This window comes from Streptomyces sp. NPDC007808 (genome assembly GCF_042868655.1).
Lineage (GTDB): Bacteria > Actinomycetota > Actinomycetes > Streptomycetales > Streptomycetaceae > Streptomyces.
Window position 1 is genome coordinate 697,060 of record NZ_JBIAEQ010000004.1, and the last position, 17,761, is coordinate 714,820.

General features: G+C 71.2%; 15 protein-coding genes and 1 pseudogene. 8 read left to right on the forward strand and 8 right to left on the reverse strand.

Annotated elements, in window-relative coordinates; genetic code table 11:
- The first annotated feature begins 37 nt into the window (after positions 1-37).
- From ACFYNL_RS18955 to folE, 5 genes are all read left to right on the forward strand, one after another.
- Positions 38-1,162 carry a zinc-dependent metalloprotease gene (locus ACFYNL_RS18955; RefSeq protein ID WP_388804375.1) on the forward strand — a complete coding sequence of 375 codons (1,125 nt, stop codon included), beginning with the start codon at positions 38-40 and terminating at the stop codon, positions 1,160-1,162.
- A 211-nt stretch (positions 1,163-1,373) separates the two neighbouring features.
- Positions 1,374-2,567 carry a tRNA lysidine(34) synthetase TilS gene (tilS, locus tag ACFYNL_RS18960; RefSeq protein ID WP_388804378.1) on the forward strand — a complete coding sequence of 398 codons (1,194 nt, stop codon included), beginning with the start codon at positions 1,374-1,376 and terminating at the stop codon, positions 2,565-2,567.
- A 65-nt stretch (positions 2,568-2,632) separates the two neighbouring features.
- The gene (hpt, locus tag ACFYNL_RS18965; protein ID WP_031487462.1) at positions 2,633-3,193 is read left to right on the forward strand and encodes a hypoxanthine phosphoribosyltransferase; all 561 of its coding nucleotides are present in this window, start codon (positions 2,633-2,635) and stop codon (positions 3,191-3,193) included.
- 206 nt (positions 3,194-3,399) lie between these two features.
- The gene (gene ftsH / locus ACFYNL_RS18970) at positions 3,400-5,439 is read left to right on the forward strand and encodes an ATP-dependent zinc metalloprotease FtsH (RefSeq protein WP_388804382.1); all 2,040 of its coding nucleotides are present in this window, start codon (positions 3,400-3,402) and stop codon (positions 5,437-5,439) included.
- A 141-nt stretch (positions 5,440-5,580) separates the two neighbouring features.
- Entirely contained in the window at positions 5,581-6,186 is a 606-nt protein-coding gene (gene folE, locus ACFYNL_RS18975; RefSeq protein WP_388804385.1) for a GTP cyclohydrolase I FolE, read from the forward strand.
- A gap of 43 nt (positions 6,187-6,229) precedes the next feature.
- Here the strand turns inward: folE and ACFYNL_RS18980 are convergent, their stop codons facing one another.
- From ACFYNL_RS18980 to ACFYNL_RS19005, 6 genes are all read right to left on the reverse strand, one after another.
- Positions 6,230-6,718, reverse strand: a complete 489-nt coding sequence (locus ACFYNL_RS18980; protein ID WP_388804388.1) for a DUF3180 domain-containing protein — start codon at positions 6,716-6,718, stop codon at positions 6,230-6,232.
- A 55-nt stretch (positions 6,719-6,773) separates the two neighbouring features.
- Complete coding sequence (folK, locus tag ACFYNL_RS18985; protein WP_388804391.1) at positions 6,774-7,385, reverse strand: 2-amino-4-hydroxy-6-hydroxymethyldihydropteridine diphosphokinase; 612 nt, start codon at positions 7,383-7,385, stop codon at positions 6,774-6,776.
- On the reverse strand, positions 7,382-7,741 hold the full coding sequence (gene folB, locus ACFYNL_RS18990) for a dihydroneopterin aldolase (protein ID WP_388804394.1): 360 nt from the start codon (positions 7,739-7,741) through the stop codon (positions 7,382-7,384). The genes folK and folB overlap by 4 nt, the downstream gene beginning before the upstream one ends.
- Positions 7,742-8,110: 369 nt before the next feature.
- Complete coding sequence (locus tag ACFYNL_RS18995; protein ID WP_388804397.1) at positions 8,111-8,611, reverse strand: nuclear transport factor 2 family protein; 501 nt, start codon at positions 8,609-8,611, stop codon at positions 8,111-8,113.
- Complete coding sequence (gene folP, locus ACFYNL_RS19000) at positions 8,608-9,534, reverse strand: dihydropteroate synthase (RefSeq protein ID WP_388804400.1); 927 nt, start codon at positions 9,532-9,534, stop codon at positions 8,608-8,610. The genes ACFYNL_RS18995 and folP overlap by 4 nt, the downstream gene beginning before the upstream one ends.
- 217 nt (positions 9,535-9,751) lie before the next feature.
- A complete protein-coding gene (locus ACFYNL_RS19005; protein WP_388804629.1) occupies positions 9,752-11,584 on the reverse strand; it encodes a phosphatidylglycerol lysyltransferase domain-containing protein in 1,833 nt (610 codons plus the stop codon).
- A gap of 254 nt (positions 11,585-11,838) precedes the next feature.
- On the opposite strand from ACFYNL_RS19005, the gene ACFYNL_RS19010 reads away from it, so the two are divergent.
- Positions 11,839-12,957, forward strand: a complete 1,119-nt coding sequence (locus ACFYNL_RS19010; protein WP_388804403.1) for an alpha/beta hydrolase — start codon at positions 11,839-11,841, stop codon at positions 12,955-12,957.
- Positions 12,958-13,100: 143 nt separating this feature from the next.
- Positions 13,101-14,723, forward strand: a complete 1,623-nt coding sequence (locus ACFYNL_RS19015) for a hypothetical protein (protein ID WP_388804406.1) — start codon at positions 13,101-13,103, stop codon at positions 14,721-14,723.
- A gap of 49 nt (positions 14,724-14,772) precedes the next feature.
- Here the strand turns inward: ACFYNL_RS19015 and ACFYNL_RS19020 are convergent.
- Together ACFYNL_RS19020 and ACFYNL_RS19025 are read right to left on the reverse strand one after the other, a co-directional pair.
- Positions 14,773-15,995, reverse strand: a pseudogene (locus ACFYNL_RS19020) (PH domain-containing protein).
- Complete coding sequence (locus ACFYNL_RS19025; RefSeq protein WP_388804409.1) at positions 15,992-16,576, reverse strand: PH domain-containing protein; 585 nt, start codon at positions 16,574-16,576, stop codon at positions 15,992-15,994. Before ACFYNL_RS19025 ends, ACFYNL_RS19020 begins: the two are co-directional and overlap by 4 nt.
- A 31-nt stretch (positions 16,577-16,607) precedes the next feature.
- Here ACFYNL_RS19025 and ACFYNL_RS19030 point away from each other — a divergent pair, with 31 nt between their 5' ends.
- Positions 16,608-17,759, forward strand: a complete 1,152-nt coding sequence (locus tag ACFYNL_RS19030; protein ID WP_388804412.1) for an NADH-quinone oxidoreductase subunit D — start codon at positions 16,608-16,610, stop codon at positions 17,757-17,759.
- The last annotated feature ends 2 nt before the right edge of the window (positions 17,760-17,761 follow it).

The following is a 17,761-nucleotide window of genomic DNA, read 5'->3' on the forward strand; positions in this document are numbered from 1 at the left end:
CCTGCCCCCAGCGGGAACGCTCACGTACGGTTGACACATGACGAGCATCGGTGGTGCCGAGATGGTCGACTGGAATCTCGCGGTGGCGACCGCGACCCGGCTCGTACGGCCGGGCCCCGAGGTGAGCCGCGACGAGGCCCGGGCCGTCGTCGCCGAGCTGCGCCGACATGCCAAAGCCTCGGAGGAACACGTCCGGGGCTTCACTCGTATGGGCACGGAGGACGTTCACGACACCCCCGTCCTGGTCGTCGACCGGCCCGGCTGGGTGCGGGCGAACGTCGCCGGGTTCCGCGAGATCCTCAAGCCCCTGCTGGAGAAGATGCAGGAGCGGCGCGGCGGCAGCACCGGCGGCGCCGTCCTCGGTGCCGTCGGCGGCAAGGTCACCGGCGTCGAACTCGGCATGCTGCTGTCCTTCCTCGCCTCCCGCGTCCTCGGCCAGTACGAGACCTTCGCCCCCGCCACCCGCGAACTCCCCGCGGGCGAGAACGGCGGCGGCCGACTCCTCCTCGTCGCCCCGAACATCGTGCACGTGGAGCGCGAACTCGACGTGCACCCGCACGACTTCCGCCTGTGGGTCTGCCTGCACGAGGAGACCCACCGCACGCAGTTCAGCGCGGTGCCGTGGCTGCGCGACCACCTGGAGGGCGAAATCCAGTCTTTCTTGGGGGAGACCGACGTCGACCCCATGACCGTCCTCGAACGCATCCGCGAGGCAGCCCAGTCCCTCGCGGGCAGCCGGCCGGAGGCCGAGGAGGACGACGGCGGACGGTCCTTCGTCGAACTGGTGCAGACCCCGGCGCAGCGCGAGATCCTCGGCCGCCTCACCGCCGTGATGTCGCTGCTCGAAGGCCACGCCGACTTCGTGATGGACGGCGTAGGCCCCCAGGTCGTGCCGTCCGTCGCGGAGATCCGCGAGAAATTCCAGCAGCGGCGCGCCAAGGGCGCCTCCCGTCTGGACCTCGCCCTGCGCAAGCTGCTCGGACTGGACGCCAAACTCCGGCAGTACCGCGACGGCGAACGCTTCGTGCGGGCTGTCGTGGACCAGGTCGGCATGGACGGCTTCAACCGCGTGTGGACCTCCCCGAACACCCTCCCGACCAAGGCGGAGATCTCCAAACCGGCGGACTGGATCGCGCGGGTGCACCGCAAGGCCGAGTCGTGAAACCCGCAGGGAGTTGTGCATCTCATACGAAGGTCGTGAACCGGATCCCGCCGTCGGCAGGCGAACGCCCCTTCAATCACCCGTCCGAGGGACCGTGAGCCATGGGTAGGCGTGCAATGCTCGGGGAACGGCCCGGTTCTGTCACCATCTACACACTCTGAGTGACCGAGCTCGGGCTCACCCCCCGACAATTTCATGAAGGGAACCGGACATGGGTCCCCATCCTGCGGTCGCGGCGATACGCCTGGCGGTCCGCCGCGTCCTCCACGACATCCTCGACGAACACAGCCGCATCACCGACACCACCCCGCCCGGCAGTCCGCGCGCGGCGGTCTCGTACGCCACGCCGGCCGGCACCCCGACCGCCCCGGCCGCGTCCGACCTCACACGCGCCGCTGCCACGGACGACACCACGGCGCGCGAGCCGTCGCACGAGCTCCCCCGCGTCACCTCGGCGGAACCCCCGAGCACCGCACCGCACGAGCGACCCCCCTCCCCGCTCGTGCTCGTCGCGTGCTCCGGCGGCGCCGACTCCATGGCCCTCGCCTCCGCGCTCGCCTTCGAAGCCCCCAAGCTCGGCATCCGCGCCGGTGGCGTCACCATCGACCACGGCCTGCAGCCCGGCTCCGACCTGCGCGCCGAGGAAGTGGTCCTGCGTCTGCGCGAACTCGGCCTCGACCCGGTCGAGTCCATCGCCGTCACCGTCGGCCGCGCGGGCGGACCCGAGGCCGCCGCCCGCGACGCCCGCTACGCCGCCCTCGACGAGGCGGCCGTACGCCATGACGCCCGCGCCGTTCTCCTCGGCCACACCCGCGACGACCAGGCCGAGACCGTCCTGCTCGGTCTCGCCCGCGGCTCCGGCATCCGCTCCCTGTCCGGAATGGCCGCGGTCTCGGGGGCCGGCGGCCGTTACCGCCGCCCCTTCCTCGGACTCGACCGGCAGACCGCCCGTAAGGCGTGCATGGTCCAGTCCCTGCCCGTCTGGGACGACCCCCACAACGCGGACCCCGCCTACACCCGCTCCCGCCTGCGCCACGAGGGCCTGCCCGCCCTGGAGAAGGCGCTCGGCAAGGGCGTCGTCGAGGCCCTCGCGCGCACCGCCCAGCTCTCCCGCGACGACGCCGACGCCCTCGACGCCTGGGCCGGCCAGGCCGAGGCCGCCGTACGCGACGCGGCCGGGCTCCTGGAGTGCGCCAAGTTGTACGCGCTGCCGCCCGCCGTCCGCCGCCGCATCCTGCGCCGTGCCGCCATCGAGGCCGGTGCGCCCGCCGGTGCCCTCTTCGCCCGTCACATCGAGGAAGTGGACCGCCTCATCACCGGCTGGCGCGGCCAGGGAGCCATCAATCTCCCCGGCAAAGTCGTCGCCCAGCGCCAGGGTGGCAGACTGGTGATTCGGCAAGGCTGAATCCCGACCCCTCCGCACACCGGACGGAGGGGCGGGGAAGCCGGTGGGACGACCGACCGAAAGTGATGCGGGTGGACGCGAAAGACATGGGTGCCGACCTCAAGCAGGTACTCATCACCAAGGAAGAGATCGACGCGAAGCTGGCCGAGCTGGCCGCGAAGATCGACGCGGAGTACGAGGGCAAGGACCTGCTCATCGTCGGTGTCCTCAAGGGCGCGGTGATGGTCATGGCCGACCTCGCCCGGGCGCTGTCCACCCCTGTCACCATGGACTGGATGGCCGTGTCGTCGTACGGCGCGGGCACCCAGTCCTCCGGGGTCGTGCGGATCCTCAAGGACCTCGACACCGACATCAAGGGCAAGCACGTCCTGATCGTCGAGGACATCATCGACTCCGGCCTGACGCTGTCCTGGCTGCTGTCCAACCTCGGCTCCCGCGAGCCCGAGTCGCTCAAGGTGTGCACCCTGCTGCGCAAGCCGGACGCCGCCAAGGTCGCCATCGACGTCGAGTGGGTCGGCTTCGACATCCCCAACGAGTTCGTCGTCGGCTACGGCCTCGACTACGCCGAGAAGTACCGCAACCTCCCGTTCGTCGGTACGCTCGCGCCCCACGTGTACGGCGGCTGAGTCCGGCGGTCCGGGGAAGCCGGACCCGAAGGGCCCAAGCGCCCACGAAGATCGGGAACCCCGGCGGGCCGCGCCGCGTTGGAGCATGCAGACGGGCTTGCCAGCCGTCCGTGCGGCTATGGGCGCCGAAGCTGGGGTACCGTCAGAAGAACTGTCTTATCAAACTCACTATGGCAGGAGGGACGGGGCGATACCGCTCCGTATGGATGGACGTGAAGCGATACTTCCGTGGGCCGGTCATGTGGATCGTGCTGGCCGTCCTTGCCGTGGTCGTGTTGATGCAGGTCGTCGGCTCGTCCGGCGGCTACAAGACGGTGGACACCGGCCAGGTCGTCCAGGCGATCAATGAGAACAAGGTCGAGTCGGCCAAGCTGACCACTGGCGACGAGAACACCATCAAGGTCCAGCTCAAGGACGGCGTCAAGATCGAGGACGCCACCAAGATCCAGGCCAGCTACATCGGCGACCAGGGCGTGACCATCGCCAGCTCGCTGCAGAACAAGTACCAGGAAAAGCAGATCCCGGACGGCTACACGGTCTCGCCGTCCAAGCAGAACCCGTTCGTCGGCATCCTGCTCTCGCTGCTTCCCTTCGTCCTCATCGTGGTCGTCTTCCTGTTCCTGATGAATCAGATGCAGGGCGGCGGCTCCCGGGTCATGAACTTCGGCAAGTCCAAGGCCAAGCTCATCACCAAGGACACCCCCAAGACGACGTTCGCCGACGTCGCCGGCTCGGACGAGGCCGTCGAGGAGCTCCACGAGATCAAGGAGTTCCTCCAGGAGCCGGCCAAGTTCCAGGCCGTCGGGGCGAAGATCCCCAAGGGCGTACTGCTGTACGGCCCGCCCGGAACCGGTAAGACCCTGCTCGCGCGCGCCGTCGCCGGCGAGGCGGGCGTCCCCTTCTACTCGATCTCCGGTTCCGACTTCGTCGAGATGTTCGTCGGTGTCGGTGCCTCCCGAGTCCGTGACCTGTTCGAGCAGGCCAAGGCGAACGCCCCGGCGATCGTCTTCGTCGACGAGATCGACGCGGTCGGCCGCCACCGCGGCGCCGGCCTCGGCGGTGGTCACGACGAGCGCGAGCAGACCCTGAACCAGCTGCTCGTCGAGATGGACGGCTTCGACGTCAAGGGCGGCGTGATCCTCATCGCCGCGACGAACCGGCCCGACATCCTCGACCCGGCCCTCCTGCGCCCCGGCCGCTTCGACCGCCAGATCGCGGTCGACCGCCCGGACATGCAGGGCCGTCTGGAGATCCTCAAGGTCCACCAGAAGGGCAAGCCGGTCGCCCCCGACGTCGACCTGTCGGCGGTCGCCCGCCGCACCCCCGGCTTCACCGGCGCGGACCTGAGCAACGTCCTCAACGAGGCGGCCCTGCTCACGGCCCGCTCGGACAAGAAGCTGATCGACAACCACATGCTGGACGAGGCCATCGACCGCGTCGTGGCGGGCCCGCAGAAGCGGACCCGGATCATGTCGGACAAGGAGAAGAAGATCACCGCGTACCACGAGGGCGGACACGCCCTGGTCGCGGCGGCCTCACCGAACTCCGACCCGGTCCACAAGATCACGATCCTGTCGAGAGGCCGGGCCCTCGGCTACACGATGGTCCTGCCGGACGAGGACAAGTACTCCACCACGCGCAACGAGATGCTGGACCAGCTGGCCTACATGCTGGGCGGGCGCGCGGCCGAGGAGCTCGTCTTCCACGACCCGACCACGGGCGCGGCGAACGACATCGAAAAGGCCACGGCCACGGCTCGCGCGATGGTCACGCAGTACGGCATGACCGAGCGTCTGGGCGCGATCAAGTTCGGTGGCGACAACACCGAGCCGTTCCTCGGACGTGAGATGGCTCACCAGCGCGACTACTCGGAAGAGGTCGCCGCGCTGGTGGACGAGGAAGTCAAGAAGCTCATCGAGAACGCGCACAACGAAGCCTGGGAGATCCTGGTCGAGAACCGCGACGTGCTCGACAACCTCGTCCTGGCCCTCCTGGAGAAGGAGACCCTGGGCAAGGAGGAGATCGCCGAGATCTTCGCGCCGATCGTCAAGCGCCCGCCGCGGCCCGCCTGGACCGGTTCCTCCCGCCGCACGCCGTCCACCCGTCCGCCGGTGCTCTCCCCCAAGGAGCTCGCACTGACGAACGGAGCGAACGGCGCGACGCCGGCGATCTCCACCGCCAAGTCGACGGTGACGGAGCCCGCCCCGGCGGTCGAGCCTGCTCCTGAGGAGCGCCCGGAGAGCTGATGTCCCGGAGCCGGTGACCCCACCGCCCGGAATGGATGCCGCGCCCCCCTGGTTCTAGCCTGGGGGGCGCGGCATTTTCCGTATGCCCGCAGTTCAGACGCGTGACCCACACGCGCCACCCGCAGAGGAACGAGGCACCACATGACCGACCCCGTGACGCTGGACGGCGAGGGCCGCATCGGTGAGTTCGACGAGAAGCGCGCCGAGAACGCCGTACGCGAACTGCTGATCGCGGTCGGCGAGGACCCTGACCGCGAGGGGCTGAAGGAGACGCCGGCCCGGGTGGCGAGGGCCTACAGGGAGATCTTCGCGGGATTGTGGCAGAAGCCCGAGGACGTGCTGACGACGACGTTCGACATCGGGCACGACGAGATGGTCCTCGTGAAGGACATCGAGGTGTACAGCACCTGTGAGCACCATCTGGTCCCGTTCCGGGGCGTCGCTCACGTCGGGTACATCCCGGCCACGTCGGGCAAGATCACCGGGTTGTCCAAGCTGGCTCGTCTGGTGGACGTGTACGCGCGCCGGCCGCAGGTGCAGGAACGTCTCACCACTCAGATCGCGGACTCCCTGATGGAGATTCTCGAGCCACGTGGCGTGATCGTCGTCATCGAGTGCGAGCACATGTGCATGTCGATGCGCGGCATCCGCAAGCCGGGCGCGCAGACCATAACGTCGGCGGTGCGCGGTCAGCTCCGGGACGCGGCGACGCGCAACGAGGCGATGAGCCTCATCATGGCCCACTGAGACACCGCGCACCGAGCCGCAGCTCGCCCGGGCGGGACGCGCGCTACACCGTCGGCGCCGTCCCCGCCCCGTTGTGTTCGTCGTCCTCCGGGAGTTTGCAGACGCGCTCCAGGAAGATGGCCGCCGCTATGACGGCGATGCCCGCCAGGACCGAGAAACCGGCGTAGATGGCCTGGTCGCGGCGGGCGGGGACCTCCAGGGACTCCAGCAGGAAGACACCCGTGCCGCCGTACATGCCGCAGACCAGGGCGGCCACCAGGGCGCTGGCGTGGCCGAAGACCACCGCCCGGGCGGCCATCAGGGGGTCGACCCCCTTGGCCTCGGGGCGGCGCTCGCGCTGGGCCTTGAGGCGGGCGCGGATCGAGATCGCCGTGGCGAGCAGGACCACGGCGATCAGGGCGAGCACGATGGGGGCGGCCAGGGGGACGCTGGGCAGGGTCCCGACGGAGTTCCACAGGCGGGCGCCCGCCCAGGACAGGACTCCGGCGACGACGAACACGCCGACCAGCATCCTGATGCGCAGCTCTCTCACGGTGTCCCTTCAGCTCCCCGGGTCCTGACGGACGGTGTCGTCTTGACCTTAACGACTATTCGGGCAGCCGGAGTTCCAGGTCCTCGCGCGGCACGACACCCTCGCGCGTGACGGTGCCGAGCAGGTCGGCGACCGCACCGCGACCCGGCAGCCGGGCTTCGGGGTCCAGGTCGTGCCAGGGGGCGAGGACGAAGGCGCGCTCGTGGGCGCGCGGGTGGGGGAGGGTGAGCTGCGGGTCGTCGGAGACGAGGTCGGCGTAGGAAACGATGTCGACGTCGAGGGTGCGCGCGCCCCAGCGCTCGTCCCGTACGCGGTGGAAGGCCTCCTCGACCGCTTGTGCCCGCTCCAGCAGGGAGGACGGGGGGAGGGTGGTCTTCAGGACCACGACCGCGTTGAAGTAGGAGGGCTGGCTGCCCGGCTCGACTCCCCACGGCTCCGTCTCGTAGACGGGGGAGACCCCCTTGATGCGCAGGCCGGGGGTGTCCGCCAGGGCGTCGACGGCGCCCTGGAGGGTCTCCAGGCGGTTGCCCAGGTTGGAGCCGAGGGAGAGCACGGCCCGTTTGGGGTTGTGCAGGGTGGTGTCGGCGGCGTCGACCTTCTCGACGACGGAGGCGGGTACCGGCTGTACGGTCGGGTCGCTGGGGCCCTTGATGAACGGTGCGGTCATACTCGGCTCCGGGTGATGGTGACGGTCACGTCGTCGAAGGGGACCGTGATCGGCGCGTTCGGTTTGTGGACGGTGACCTCGACCTCCTGGACCCCTTCGTGCTTCAGACAGGCCTGGGCGATGCGCGCGGCGAGCGTTTCGATGAGGTCGACCGGCTCGCCTTGCACGACGGCCACGACCTCCTCCGCCACGATGCCGTAGTGCACGGTCTTCGCCAGGTCGTCGTCGGCGGCGGCCGGTCGGGTGTCCAGGCCCAGGACGAGGTCGACGACGAAGGTCTGGCCCTCCTCGCGTTCCTTGGGGAACACCCCGTGGTGCCCGCGGGCCTTGAGGCCGCGCAGCGCGACACGATCCACGCGAATCACTCCTGCAATCGTCGGTGACGGCCGGTCCGTGCCACGTGCGGGCGGCACACCGGCCTCGAACGAATCTACCTGCGGGCACTGACGGGGCCGGGCGACGGGGTGGTGCCCGCACTGTGCCGGAACAGGGTTCGCCGGACGTTTCCCCGCGATGGGCTCGGCATACACCCGCCGTCGACCGAGGTACCCCGCGCAAGCGTCCCGGGGGCAGGGGAGCCGCCACCGTCGCGGTGCGACGTGGGCCGCTCGTACCCGTCCGGGCCGCTGCCTGCTGCTGCGCCGCCCCGCAGGTCCTGCTGGGTGCGGTCGCGCCGGTCGGGGCGGTGGGGGCGGTGGGGGCGGTGGAGGAGGCAGCGCGCTCGCTCAGGCGGGTGTGTCGCCCTCTTCCTCGTCGTTCTCGGCCAGGACCGGGGAGGCGTGGTGGGACCACATCTTCCAGCCGTCGGGTGTGCGCCGGAACACGTTCGTGGCGACCACCAGCTGGCCCACGAGGGGGCCCAGCTCGTCGTCGCCCTCGGGGGCGGGACCGCCGCTGAGGATGTTCTCGGTGCAGGTCACCACCGCGGTGTCGCCGGTCACGGAGACATGCACGTCGGTGAGGAAGAACTGGATGTAGTCGGTGTTCGCCATGATCAGGGCGTACGACCTCAGCACCTCGCCGCGACCGGTGAGCACCGGCCAGCCGGGGTGCACGCAGGAGACCACGCCGGCGTCGGCCGGGTCGTGGTAGGTCTCGTCGATGCCCAGGTCGGACGGGGTGAGCCAGAACGAGGAGAGCTCTTCGAAGTCGCCGCGTTCCATCGCCTCGTAGAAGGCCGTGTTGGCGGCTTCCACTTGCTCGACGTCGGTGTGTGGGGCGCTCACCGGGTTTCCTCGGAGCCGTTCACGCCGCCGCGCCCGGGACCCGCGCCTGGCGCGTGTCCTGCGTCGCGCGCCTCCTCGACAGCGCGTGCGACGCGTACGGCGTCCGCGGTCGCGCGCACCTCGTGCACGCGTACCGCCCACGCCCCGGCGTGTGCCGCGAGCGCCGAGACGGCGGCCGTGGCGGCGTCGCGCTCCCGGGCGGGCGGCGGCGCCGCCTGCGGCCCGGCGAGGACACGGCCCAGGAACCGCTTGCGGGAGGCGGCGACGAGCAGGGGCCGGCCGAGGGCGAGCAGGCGGTCGAGGTGGGCGAGCAGGACGAGGTCGTGCTCGGCGTCCTTGGAGAAGCCGAGGCCCGGGTCGACGACGACGCGGTCGGGGGCGATGCCGCCCTCCAGAACGGCCTCCACGCGCGCGTGGAGCTCCTCGACGACTTCGGCGACGACATCGGCGTAGACGCCCTTGACGTTGCCGCCCTGGAGGAAGCCGCGCCAGTGCATGACGACGAAGGGGGCGCCGGCGTCCGCGACCACCGGGATCATCGCGGGGTCGGCGAGGCCGCCGCTGACGTCGTTGACGAGGGCGGCCCCGGCGGCGAGGGCCTGTTCGGCCACGGAGGCGCGCATGGTGTCGACGGAGACCGCGACGCCCTCGGCGGCCAGGCCGCGGACGACGGGGATGACACGGCGCAGTTCCTCGTCCTCGTCGACCCGGGTGGCGCCGGGCCGGGTGGACTCGCCGCCGACGTCCACGAGGTCGGCGCCCTCCTCCACCAGGGCCAGCCCGTGCTTCACGGCGGACGTGGTGTCGAACCAGCGGCCGCCGTCGGAGAAGGAGTCGGGGGTCACGTTGACGACTCCCATGACCGCGCAGCGGTCCCACTCAGGAAGGCCCGCGACGCGCCCGCGTCCGCTCTGCTTGCTCATACGTTCAGCCTAGGGCCTGTGGTTTGGATCAGGTCGGCCGAGACGATCGGTTCCCCTCGGCCGACCCGAGCGGGGTCAGTGTGGTGTGCCGGGGCCCGCGACGCCGGCACGATCCCGACGACAGGCGCACGGCAGTGCGGTGACGGCCGTGGCCCGAGCGGGAGCCCTGGGGCAGGGGGCGGTGGGGCTCCCGCTCGGGCCGGTACGGGGGTCGCGGTCAGGCGGCGCGCACGTCGCGCTCGGCCACCGTGTGCGGGCAGGGGCGCGGGGCGGTCGAACGGCGGCGCAGGAAGCGCGGCAGCGGCAGGGCCAGGTTCACGAAGCCCTCCGCCTGCATGGCGGCGAAGCCGAGGCGGGGCAGGTCGGCGGAGGCCCGGTAGACCACGAAGCGGGGCTCCCAGCGGGGCTGGAACTTGGCGTTGAACTTGTACAGCGACTCGATCTGGAACCAGCGGGAGAGGAACACCAGCAGGCCGCGCCAGGCGCGCAGCACCGGGCCCGCGCCGATCTTCTCGCCCCGGGCCAGCGCCGAGCGGAACATGGCGAAGTTGAGCGACACGCGCGCGATGCCGAACCTCGGGGCGGCCTGGAGGGCGGCCACGATGAGCAGCTCGTTCATGCCGGGGTCCGCCGAGCGGTCGCGGCGCATCAGGTCCAGGGAGACACCGTCCGTGCCCCACGGCACGAAGTGGAGGATCGCCTTGAGGTCGCCGTACTGCCCCGGCTCCTCGTCGGCCCTGTGGGCGGTGGCGATGAGGCAGTCACCGTCGGCCGGGTCACCGACGCGGCCGAGCGCCATGGAGAAGCCGCGCTCGGTGTCGGTGCCGCGCCAGTCGTCGGCGGCGCGACGGATGCGCTCCAGCTCGGCCTCGCCGAGGTCACGGACACGACGTACCCGGGTCTCGTAACCGGCGCGCTCGATGCGCTTGACCATCTGGCGCACGTTGCGCATCGCGCGGCCGGCGAGCGAGAAATCCGGGACGTCCACCACCGCCTCGTCGCCCAGTTCGAGGGCGTCGAGCCCGGTCTCACGGGTCCACACCTCGGCGCCGGTCTCGGAGCAGCCCATGACGGCCGGGGTCCAGGAGTGGGCCTTGGCCTCGTCCATGAAGCGCTCGATGGCGCCCGGCCAGGCCTCGACGTCGCCGATCGGGTCGCCGCTGGCGAGCATCACGCCGGAGACGACACGGTAGGTCACAGCGGCCTTGCCGCTGGGGGAGAAGACGACGGCCTTGTCGCGGCGCAGCGCGAAGTGGCCGAGGGAGTCACGGCCGCCGTGCTTGTCGAGCAGGGCGCGCAGACGTGCCTCGTCGTCCTCGGTCAGGCGGGCGGCGGGGTGCTCGGGGCGGAACGCGAGGTAGATCGTGGTGACCGCGGTGATCCAGCCGAGGGCGCCCAGGGAGAAGGCGACCGTCCAGGAGGTGTTGCCCTGGTAGTCGACCGGGCCCTCGAAGCCGAACAGGCCGTAGATGACGTGCGCGATGCGGTCGGCCAGGCTCGGGTCGCCGACCAGGGTGCCCGGGTGGGCGCTGACGATGACCAGCCCGAGGGCGAGCGAACCGGCGCCCATGAGGACGAAGTTGGCCAGCGCGCGCCACCTGCTGCGCGGGTCGGGCAGGGCCGCGAACTGGTCGCGGTGGCGCAGCAGCGCCCAGAGCAGGGCGAGCGAGATGATGACGCCCACCACGGAGTGGCGGTACGTGAACTGCGCCACCGCTCCCGCCGGGAGCAGGACGACCGCCGCGCGCCAGGCCCGCCGCTTGCACCGCTTGAGGCCGTGCGCGAGCAGCAGCAACAGCACGCCGGCGCTGAGCGACAACGCGGCCGCGAACGGGCCGAACGCGCCGGGCAGCACCTCGGCGATGGCGTGCATACGGCTGTGCCGGAAGCGCGGGAAGACGCCCGCGGCGATGTTCAGCAGGCCGACCAGGGCGCAGGCGCGGCCGACGAGGACGGGCACGGCCTCGGGGCGCGGGCCCCGGAGCAGGTGCCGCACCCGGCCCGACAGATGCCGTATCCGGCTCACTCGTTGCGGAACCCCGCCCGACATTTCCACATCTGTCCTGACAGACATCGCATCCCATTAGTTCTGCGAGAGACCTTGGATCCGGTGCCGATTCGGGCATCCGGCGACATTGCGCCCTCTAGGACGGTGTCTTGCGGGGAGAGGTTCACTCGGCTTCCCAAAACCGTTTCAAAGGCCAAGGAAAGTCCGGGGCAAGCCCTTGCGAAGCAGTGAGGGAGGCAGCGCGGGGGCGACGTGTCCGCGTGGCCCGGACGGAGAGCGTGGACAGGTAACCATCGATGGGTCTCACGAGCGACAAGGTGCTGGTGGCGGCGGTTCTGACCGCCACAGGGCTGTTCGTCGGCACGGTGTGGCTGTGGCCGCGGCTGGCGCGGCCCGGTTGGCGAGCGGTGAGCGGACGTGTCGGCCTGCTGCTCTCCACGCAGTTGATGCTGTTCGCGGCGGTCGGCCTCGCCGCCAACCAGGCCTTCGGCTTCTACGCCGGCTGGGCCGACCTGTTCGGGCAGGAGAAGGAGCAGGGCGTCGTCGTCGACCACACGCCGAAGGGTGGTCCGCTGCGGGTGGTGGACACCCGGCGGGTGCCGGGGGCGGCGAGCGGCAGCCCTCAGGTGGGCGGTCAGATCCAGAAGGTCGACATCGTGGGCCGTACGTCACGCATCGCGACACCCGCGTTCGTCTACCTGCCGCCCGAATACTTTCAGCCGGAACACCGCAAGCGCACCTTCCCGGCATCCGTCGTCCTGACCGGCTATCCGGGTACGGCTCAGGCGCTGGTCGACAAGCTGAACTACCCCCGGACCGCCGCGAGACTCGCCGCCGACGGCCGCATGGAGCCGATGATCCTGGTGATGATGCGGCCGACCGTGGCGCCGCCGCGGGACACCGAGTGCGTGGACGTTCCCGGCGGCCCGCAGACCGAGACGTTCTTCGCCAAGGACCTGCCCGACGCCGTGAGCGGTCACTACAGGGTGGCGGCTGATCCGGGCGGTTGGGGGATCATCGGCAATTCGACGGGCGGCTACTGCGCGCTGAAGCTCGCCATGCACCACCCCGAGGTGTACGCCGCGGGGGCCGGTCTCTCCGCGTACTACAACGCCCCCATCGACGCCACGACGGGCGATCTCTTCCAGGGCGACGAGGAACTGCGCAATGCCGCGAACCTGGGGTGGTACCTCGACCACAAGCCGGCGCCGGACACCTCACTGCTTGTCAGCAGCAGCAAAGTTGGAGAATCCAACTACAAGGCCACGTTGAAGTTCATCGAGCGCGTCAAGGCCACGAAGCTGACCCGGATCTCGTCGATCATCCTCGAAAGCGGAGGGCACAACTTCAACACCTGGCGGCGGGAGATTCCGGGGACGCTGGAGTGGATGAGCGGGCGCCTGACCGGCGGATGACGTGACCGGCCGATGTTTGTGATCCTGGTTCTCGGTCAATTCGGTGCGTGTGTGATTCCTGATGCCGTGTGAACGACTCGGGATGGCTGTGTTTTTACGGGGCGGGGCACCAAGATTCGCCTACGCGCGGTAAGTTTCTGGCCATGCCACGTGGACGTCACCGTCATTCCCCGCCCTTGCACAGGCTGCTGCCCCCGTCGGCGATCGCAGGCGTCTCCGTCGTCTGTGCCCTTGCCCCTTGGGTGTTCACCGAGCCCATGGTGCTGCGCGGCCTCGCGGCGGTCGCCGCCGCGACGGCGGTGGTCGGCGCGGTCGTCCTGCGCCGCTGGGACACCCAGGCGGGCAAGCGGGTCGCCGACCTCACGCGCGCGCGTGCGAGCGACGAGTGGCGGTACGAGGAGCGGGTCGCCGAACTGGAGACCGACCTGGAGGAGTCGCGCGAGCTGCGCGTCAAGCTGGAGCAGCGGCTGCGGGCCAAGCGCGCGGAACTCGCGGGACTGCGCAACGAGCACGCGGCGCTGCTGCGCCGGTACGCCACGGCGGAGGCCGACCGGGCCACCGTCCTGGAGGAACGCCGGGTGCTGGAGATAGAGGCGACCACGCCCACGCGTGCGCTGCCGCCGGCCGCTTCCGCGGAGGAGGCGGGGGCTGTGGCTGCCCCTGTCGACGCCGAGGGCGCGAAGTCCGACGTCGAGTCCGAGGGGGCCGGGGCCGAGTCCGCCGATGAGGCGCCGGTCGCTCCGGGGGTGTTCTCGCCCGAGGGGTCCCGGCTGTTCCTGCGGGCCCGGGCGGCGTTGGCGCGGTTCGACGCTGAGGCGGGCGCCGGGGTGTCGGAGACGGACGGGTCGGCGGAGGCCGCGGCCGGTTCGGCGGAGGCCGGGGCCGAGGCCGAGGCCGAGGCCGAGATCGAGCCCGGGGAGGTGGACGGCGCGACGGAGGGCGGCGAGTCCCCGAAAGGCGACTTGGGCATGAACGTCTCTGCTGAGCACGGCTCTCGGACGCACGACCCCCTGACGAGTGGCCCCCTGACGAGTGGCCCCCTGAACGACGACACCGCGAAAGCCGACATCGCGGCAGCCGAAACAGCGGAAGCCGACATCGAGGCAGTCGAAACCGCGAAAACCGCAACCGCGAAGACCGACTCCCCCACGGACGAGCCCCCGAAGAACCTGCCCCCCAGGGGTCACGGCCCCGCCAAGGGCGAGGCCGTGAAGGCCGGTTCGGCCGGCACCGACGGCAACGCCGGTGAGGCCGCGGCCGGCGAGTCGCGGGTCGCGGAGGCGTCCGTCACGGGGACGGAAGCCACCGGCGCCGCCAGGACGGAGCCCGCGCAGGAGGACGAGGCGCAGGGGCAGCCCGAGGCGGTCGACGGGCACGAGCACGCGGCCGCCACCACCAGGGCGGGCGCGCTCGCCGAGGCGGCGCACGCGCTGCCTCCGGCCCAGCAGCCCGCGGGGCACTTCATCGCGCCGACCGCCGTGGCCGTCGTACCGGCGACTCCCGTCCGGCGCCCGGCGGTCCAGGGCGGCTTCGACTTCTTCGGCACGAAGAACGGCGCGGAGCCCTCCTCGATCGAGTCCGTGCAGAACGAGGACCTCGCCGACGTCGTCGGCCAGGAGGCCCTCGCGCTTCACAAGGCCGAGTCCGAGGCCGAGTTCAAGCCGGCGGACGAGGAGTCCCGCGGGATCGGTCAGGTCATCGACCTGACGGCGCACGACGAGACCGAGCAGATCGACGTGCAGGGGCTGCGCAGCGCGGTCTCCTGACGGAGCTCTGGGGGCCTGCGCGATCGCCGCGGGCCCTCGGCGAACGGCCTCAGGCCATCCACCGGTCCGGCCGCGCGTCCCTGCGCCCCGTACGTGACCTCTCCGCCTGCGCCCGCAGCAGCTCCGCCGCCTCCCCGGCGTCCCGCAGGCGGGCCGTCACCGTCTTGTCGGCCCCGGTGTCCACGTGCACGTCGGCGACGCCCCACAGCCGCTCCCACGGCCCCTGGGCCAGCCGTACGCTCTGCACCTTCGCATGAGGTACGAGCGCGAGGCTGCGCCGGAGCAGGCCGGTGCGGGCGGCGAACACCGCGTCCGTGACGGCCAGCCCGTAGCCACGCCACCACAGCGGCACGCATCGGCCCGCCCGCCGCGGGGGACGGGACTGGGCGGTGGGCGAGGGCACGGTCACACCGGGCAGCACGCGCGCGACGACCGATTCGGCGACCTCGCGCGGAGCGACCGGCAGCAGAACCGAGTTGGAGGAGCCGGCCACGTCCAGCTCCACCCGGACCCAGCCGCGCCGCCGCCACAGCAGCGGCTCCACGATCCGCACGGTCTGCACCTGCTCGCGCCCGCGGCGCCGAACAGCGGTACCGCCGCGGCGAGGACCGTCCACGCGCTCTCCGTGACCAGCCACAGGACCGTCGGGACCACGACAGCGGCGGCGAGCGTGGCCCAGGTGGCGCCGGTCAGGACGAGGGAGACGGCCAGGACGCCCGGTGGCACGCGCAGCAGCTGCCGCGAGGGCGCCTCACCCACCTCGTGCGCCGTCTCGGGCGCGAATCCGGCGGCGCGGGCGAGGAGTTCCGCGCGGAGCGTGCGCGCCTCGTCCGCGCCCAGGAAGGCGAGTTCGTCCTTCTTGTCCGCGCCTATGACGTCGAGTTTGAGCTTCGCCACGCCCGCCACGCGCGCGAGCAGCGGCTGGGTCACGTCGATGGCCTGGATGCGCTCCAGCCGGATGTGCGCGGTGCGCCGGAACAGCAGGCCGGTACGGATGCGCAGTTCGCTGTCGGTCACCGCGAAGTGGGTGAACCACCAGGTGAGGAAGCCGTACAGGGCGGCTGCGGGGATGATCACGGCGAGCGCGAGCAGCAGGGTCATGGTGGTCAGCCGGGTCAGCTGGCGCTGCGCCTGGTCCGGGTCGTGCACCGCCCACCCGATGAGCACGGCGACCGGAGCCCACGCGCGCCTGAGCGGCGTCACCGGGTGCAGCCGCCGCTCGGACACGGGTCGCCGCTCGGGTACGGCGTCCTCGACGCCGGGCGCCGTCACAGTCCCGCCGATCGGGCCTCGCCCAGCTCGGTGAGCCGGTCGCGCAGCCGTTCCGCCTCGGCCGGGTCGAGGCCGGGGATCGTGGCGTCGGTCGCGGCGGCGGCGGTGTGCAGTTGCACGCTGGCCAGGCCGAAGTGCCGTTCGACCGGCCCCGAGGTGACCTCGACGAGCTGCATCCGGCCGTACGGCACCACCGTCTCCTCACGCCACAGCACACCCCGGCTGATCAGCAGGTCGTCGGCGCGCTCGGCGTAGCGCCAGGAACGCCAGTTTCGGCCGAGCATCACCCAGCCCCAGGCCGTCAGCGCCAGCGGCAACAGCGCGAAGGCGGCCCAGCCGGGCCCGGCCAGCAGGCCGAGCAGCAGGCCGAGGCCGACCGCCAGCAGCCCCAGCCACACCACCAGCAGCAGTCGGCGCATGCGCAGCAGCCCGGGAGGCAGACCCGTCCACGCGGGTTCGGTCCCCGCCGGTTCGGTCCCTGCGGGTTCGCTCCCCGCCCGCTCCGCCTCCCCAGCCGCTGCCTCGGCCCCCGTCCGCTCGTCTCCCGCAGTCCCCGTGTTCTCCGGGCTCCCCGTCTCCATGGGGCCAGCGTACGTAGGAGAGACTGTGTCCATGACTCCTACGACGGAGACCATGGTCGGTATCGGCGGCGCCGCGGAGAGCACCGACATGGTGCTCAACATCGGGCCCCAGCACCCGTCCACCCACGGGGTGCTGCGGCTCAAGCTGGTCCTCGACGGCGAGCGCATCACGAGCGCGGAGCCGGTGATCGGCTATATGCACCGCGGCGCGGAGAAGCTGTTCGAGGCCCGCGACTACCGCCAGATCGTCATGCTCGCCAACCGCCACGACTGGCTGTCGGCCTTCTCCAACGAGCTGGGCGTCGTCCTCGCCGTGGAGCGCATGCTCGGCATGGAGGTACCCGAGCGGGCGGTGTGGACCCGGACGCTCCTCGCCGAGCTCAACCGGGTGCTGAACCACCTGATGTTCCTGGGCTCCTACCCCCTGGAGCTGGGCGGGATCACGCCGATCTTCTACGCCTTCACCGAGCGTGAGGAACTCCAGCACGTCATGGAGGAGGTCTCCGGTGGGCGTATGCACTACATGTTCAACCGGGTGGGAGGCCTGAAGGAGGACCTTCCGGCCGGCTGGGCCACCCGCGCGCGTGCCGCCGTCGCCGACGTGCGCTCGCGCATGGACCGATTCGACGACCTGGTGCTCGGCAACGAGATCTTCCGGGGGCGCACGCGGGGCGTGGGCGTTCTGGCACCGGGAACCGTGCACGCGTACGGCGTGAGCGGGCCGATCGCCCGTGGCTCGGGCGTGGACTTCGATCTGCGCCGGGACGAGCCGTATCTCGCGTACGGCGAGCTGGGGGACGTCCTGAAGGTGGTGACCCGCGAGGAGGGCGACTGCCTCGCCCGGTTCGAGTGCCTGCTGGAGCAGACCCACAACTCCCTGGACCTCGCCGACGCCTGCCTCGACCGTCTCGCGGAGCTGCCGCCCGGGCCGATCAACCAACGGCTGCCGAAGGTGCTCAAGGCCCCCGAGGGCCACACGTACGCGTGGACCGAGAACCCCCTCGGCATCAACGGCTACTACCTGGTCAGCAAGGGCGAGAAGACCCCGTACCGGTTGAAGCTGCGGTCCGCCTCGTACAACAACATCCAGGTGCTGGTCGAGCTGCTGCCGGGCACGCTGGTCGCGGACATGGTGGCGATCCTCGGGTCGATGTTCTTCGTGGTGGGGGACATCGACAAGTAGGG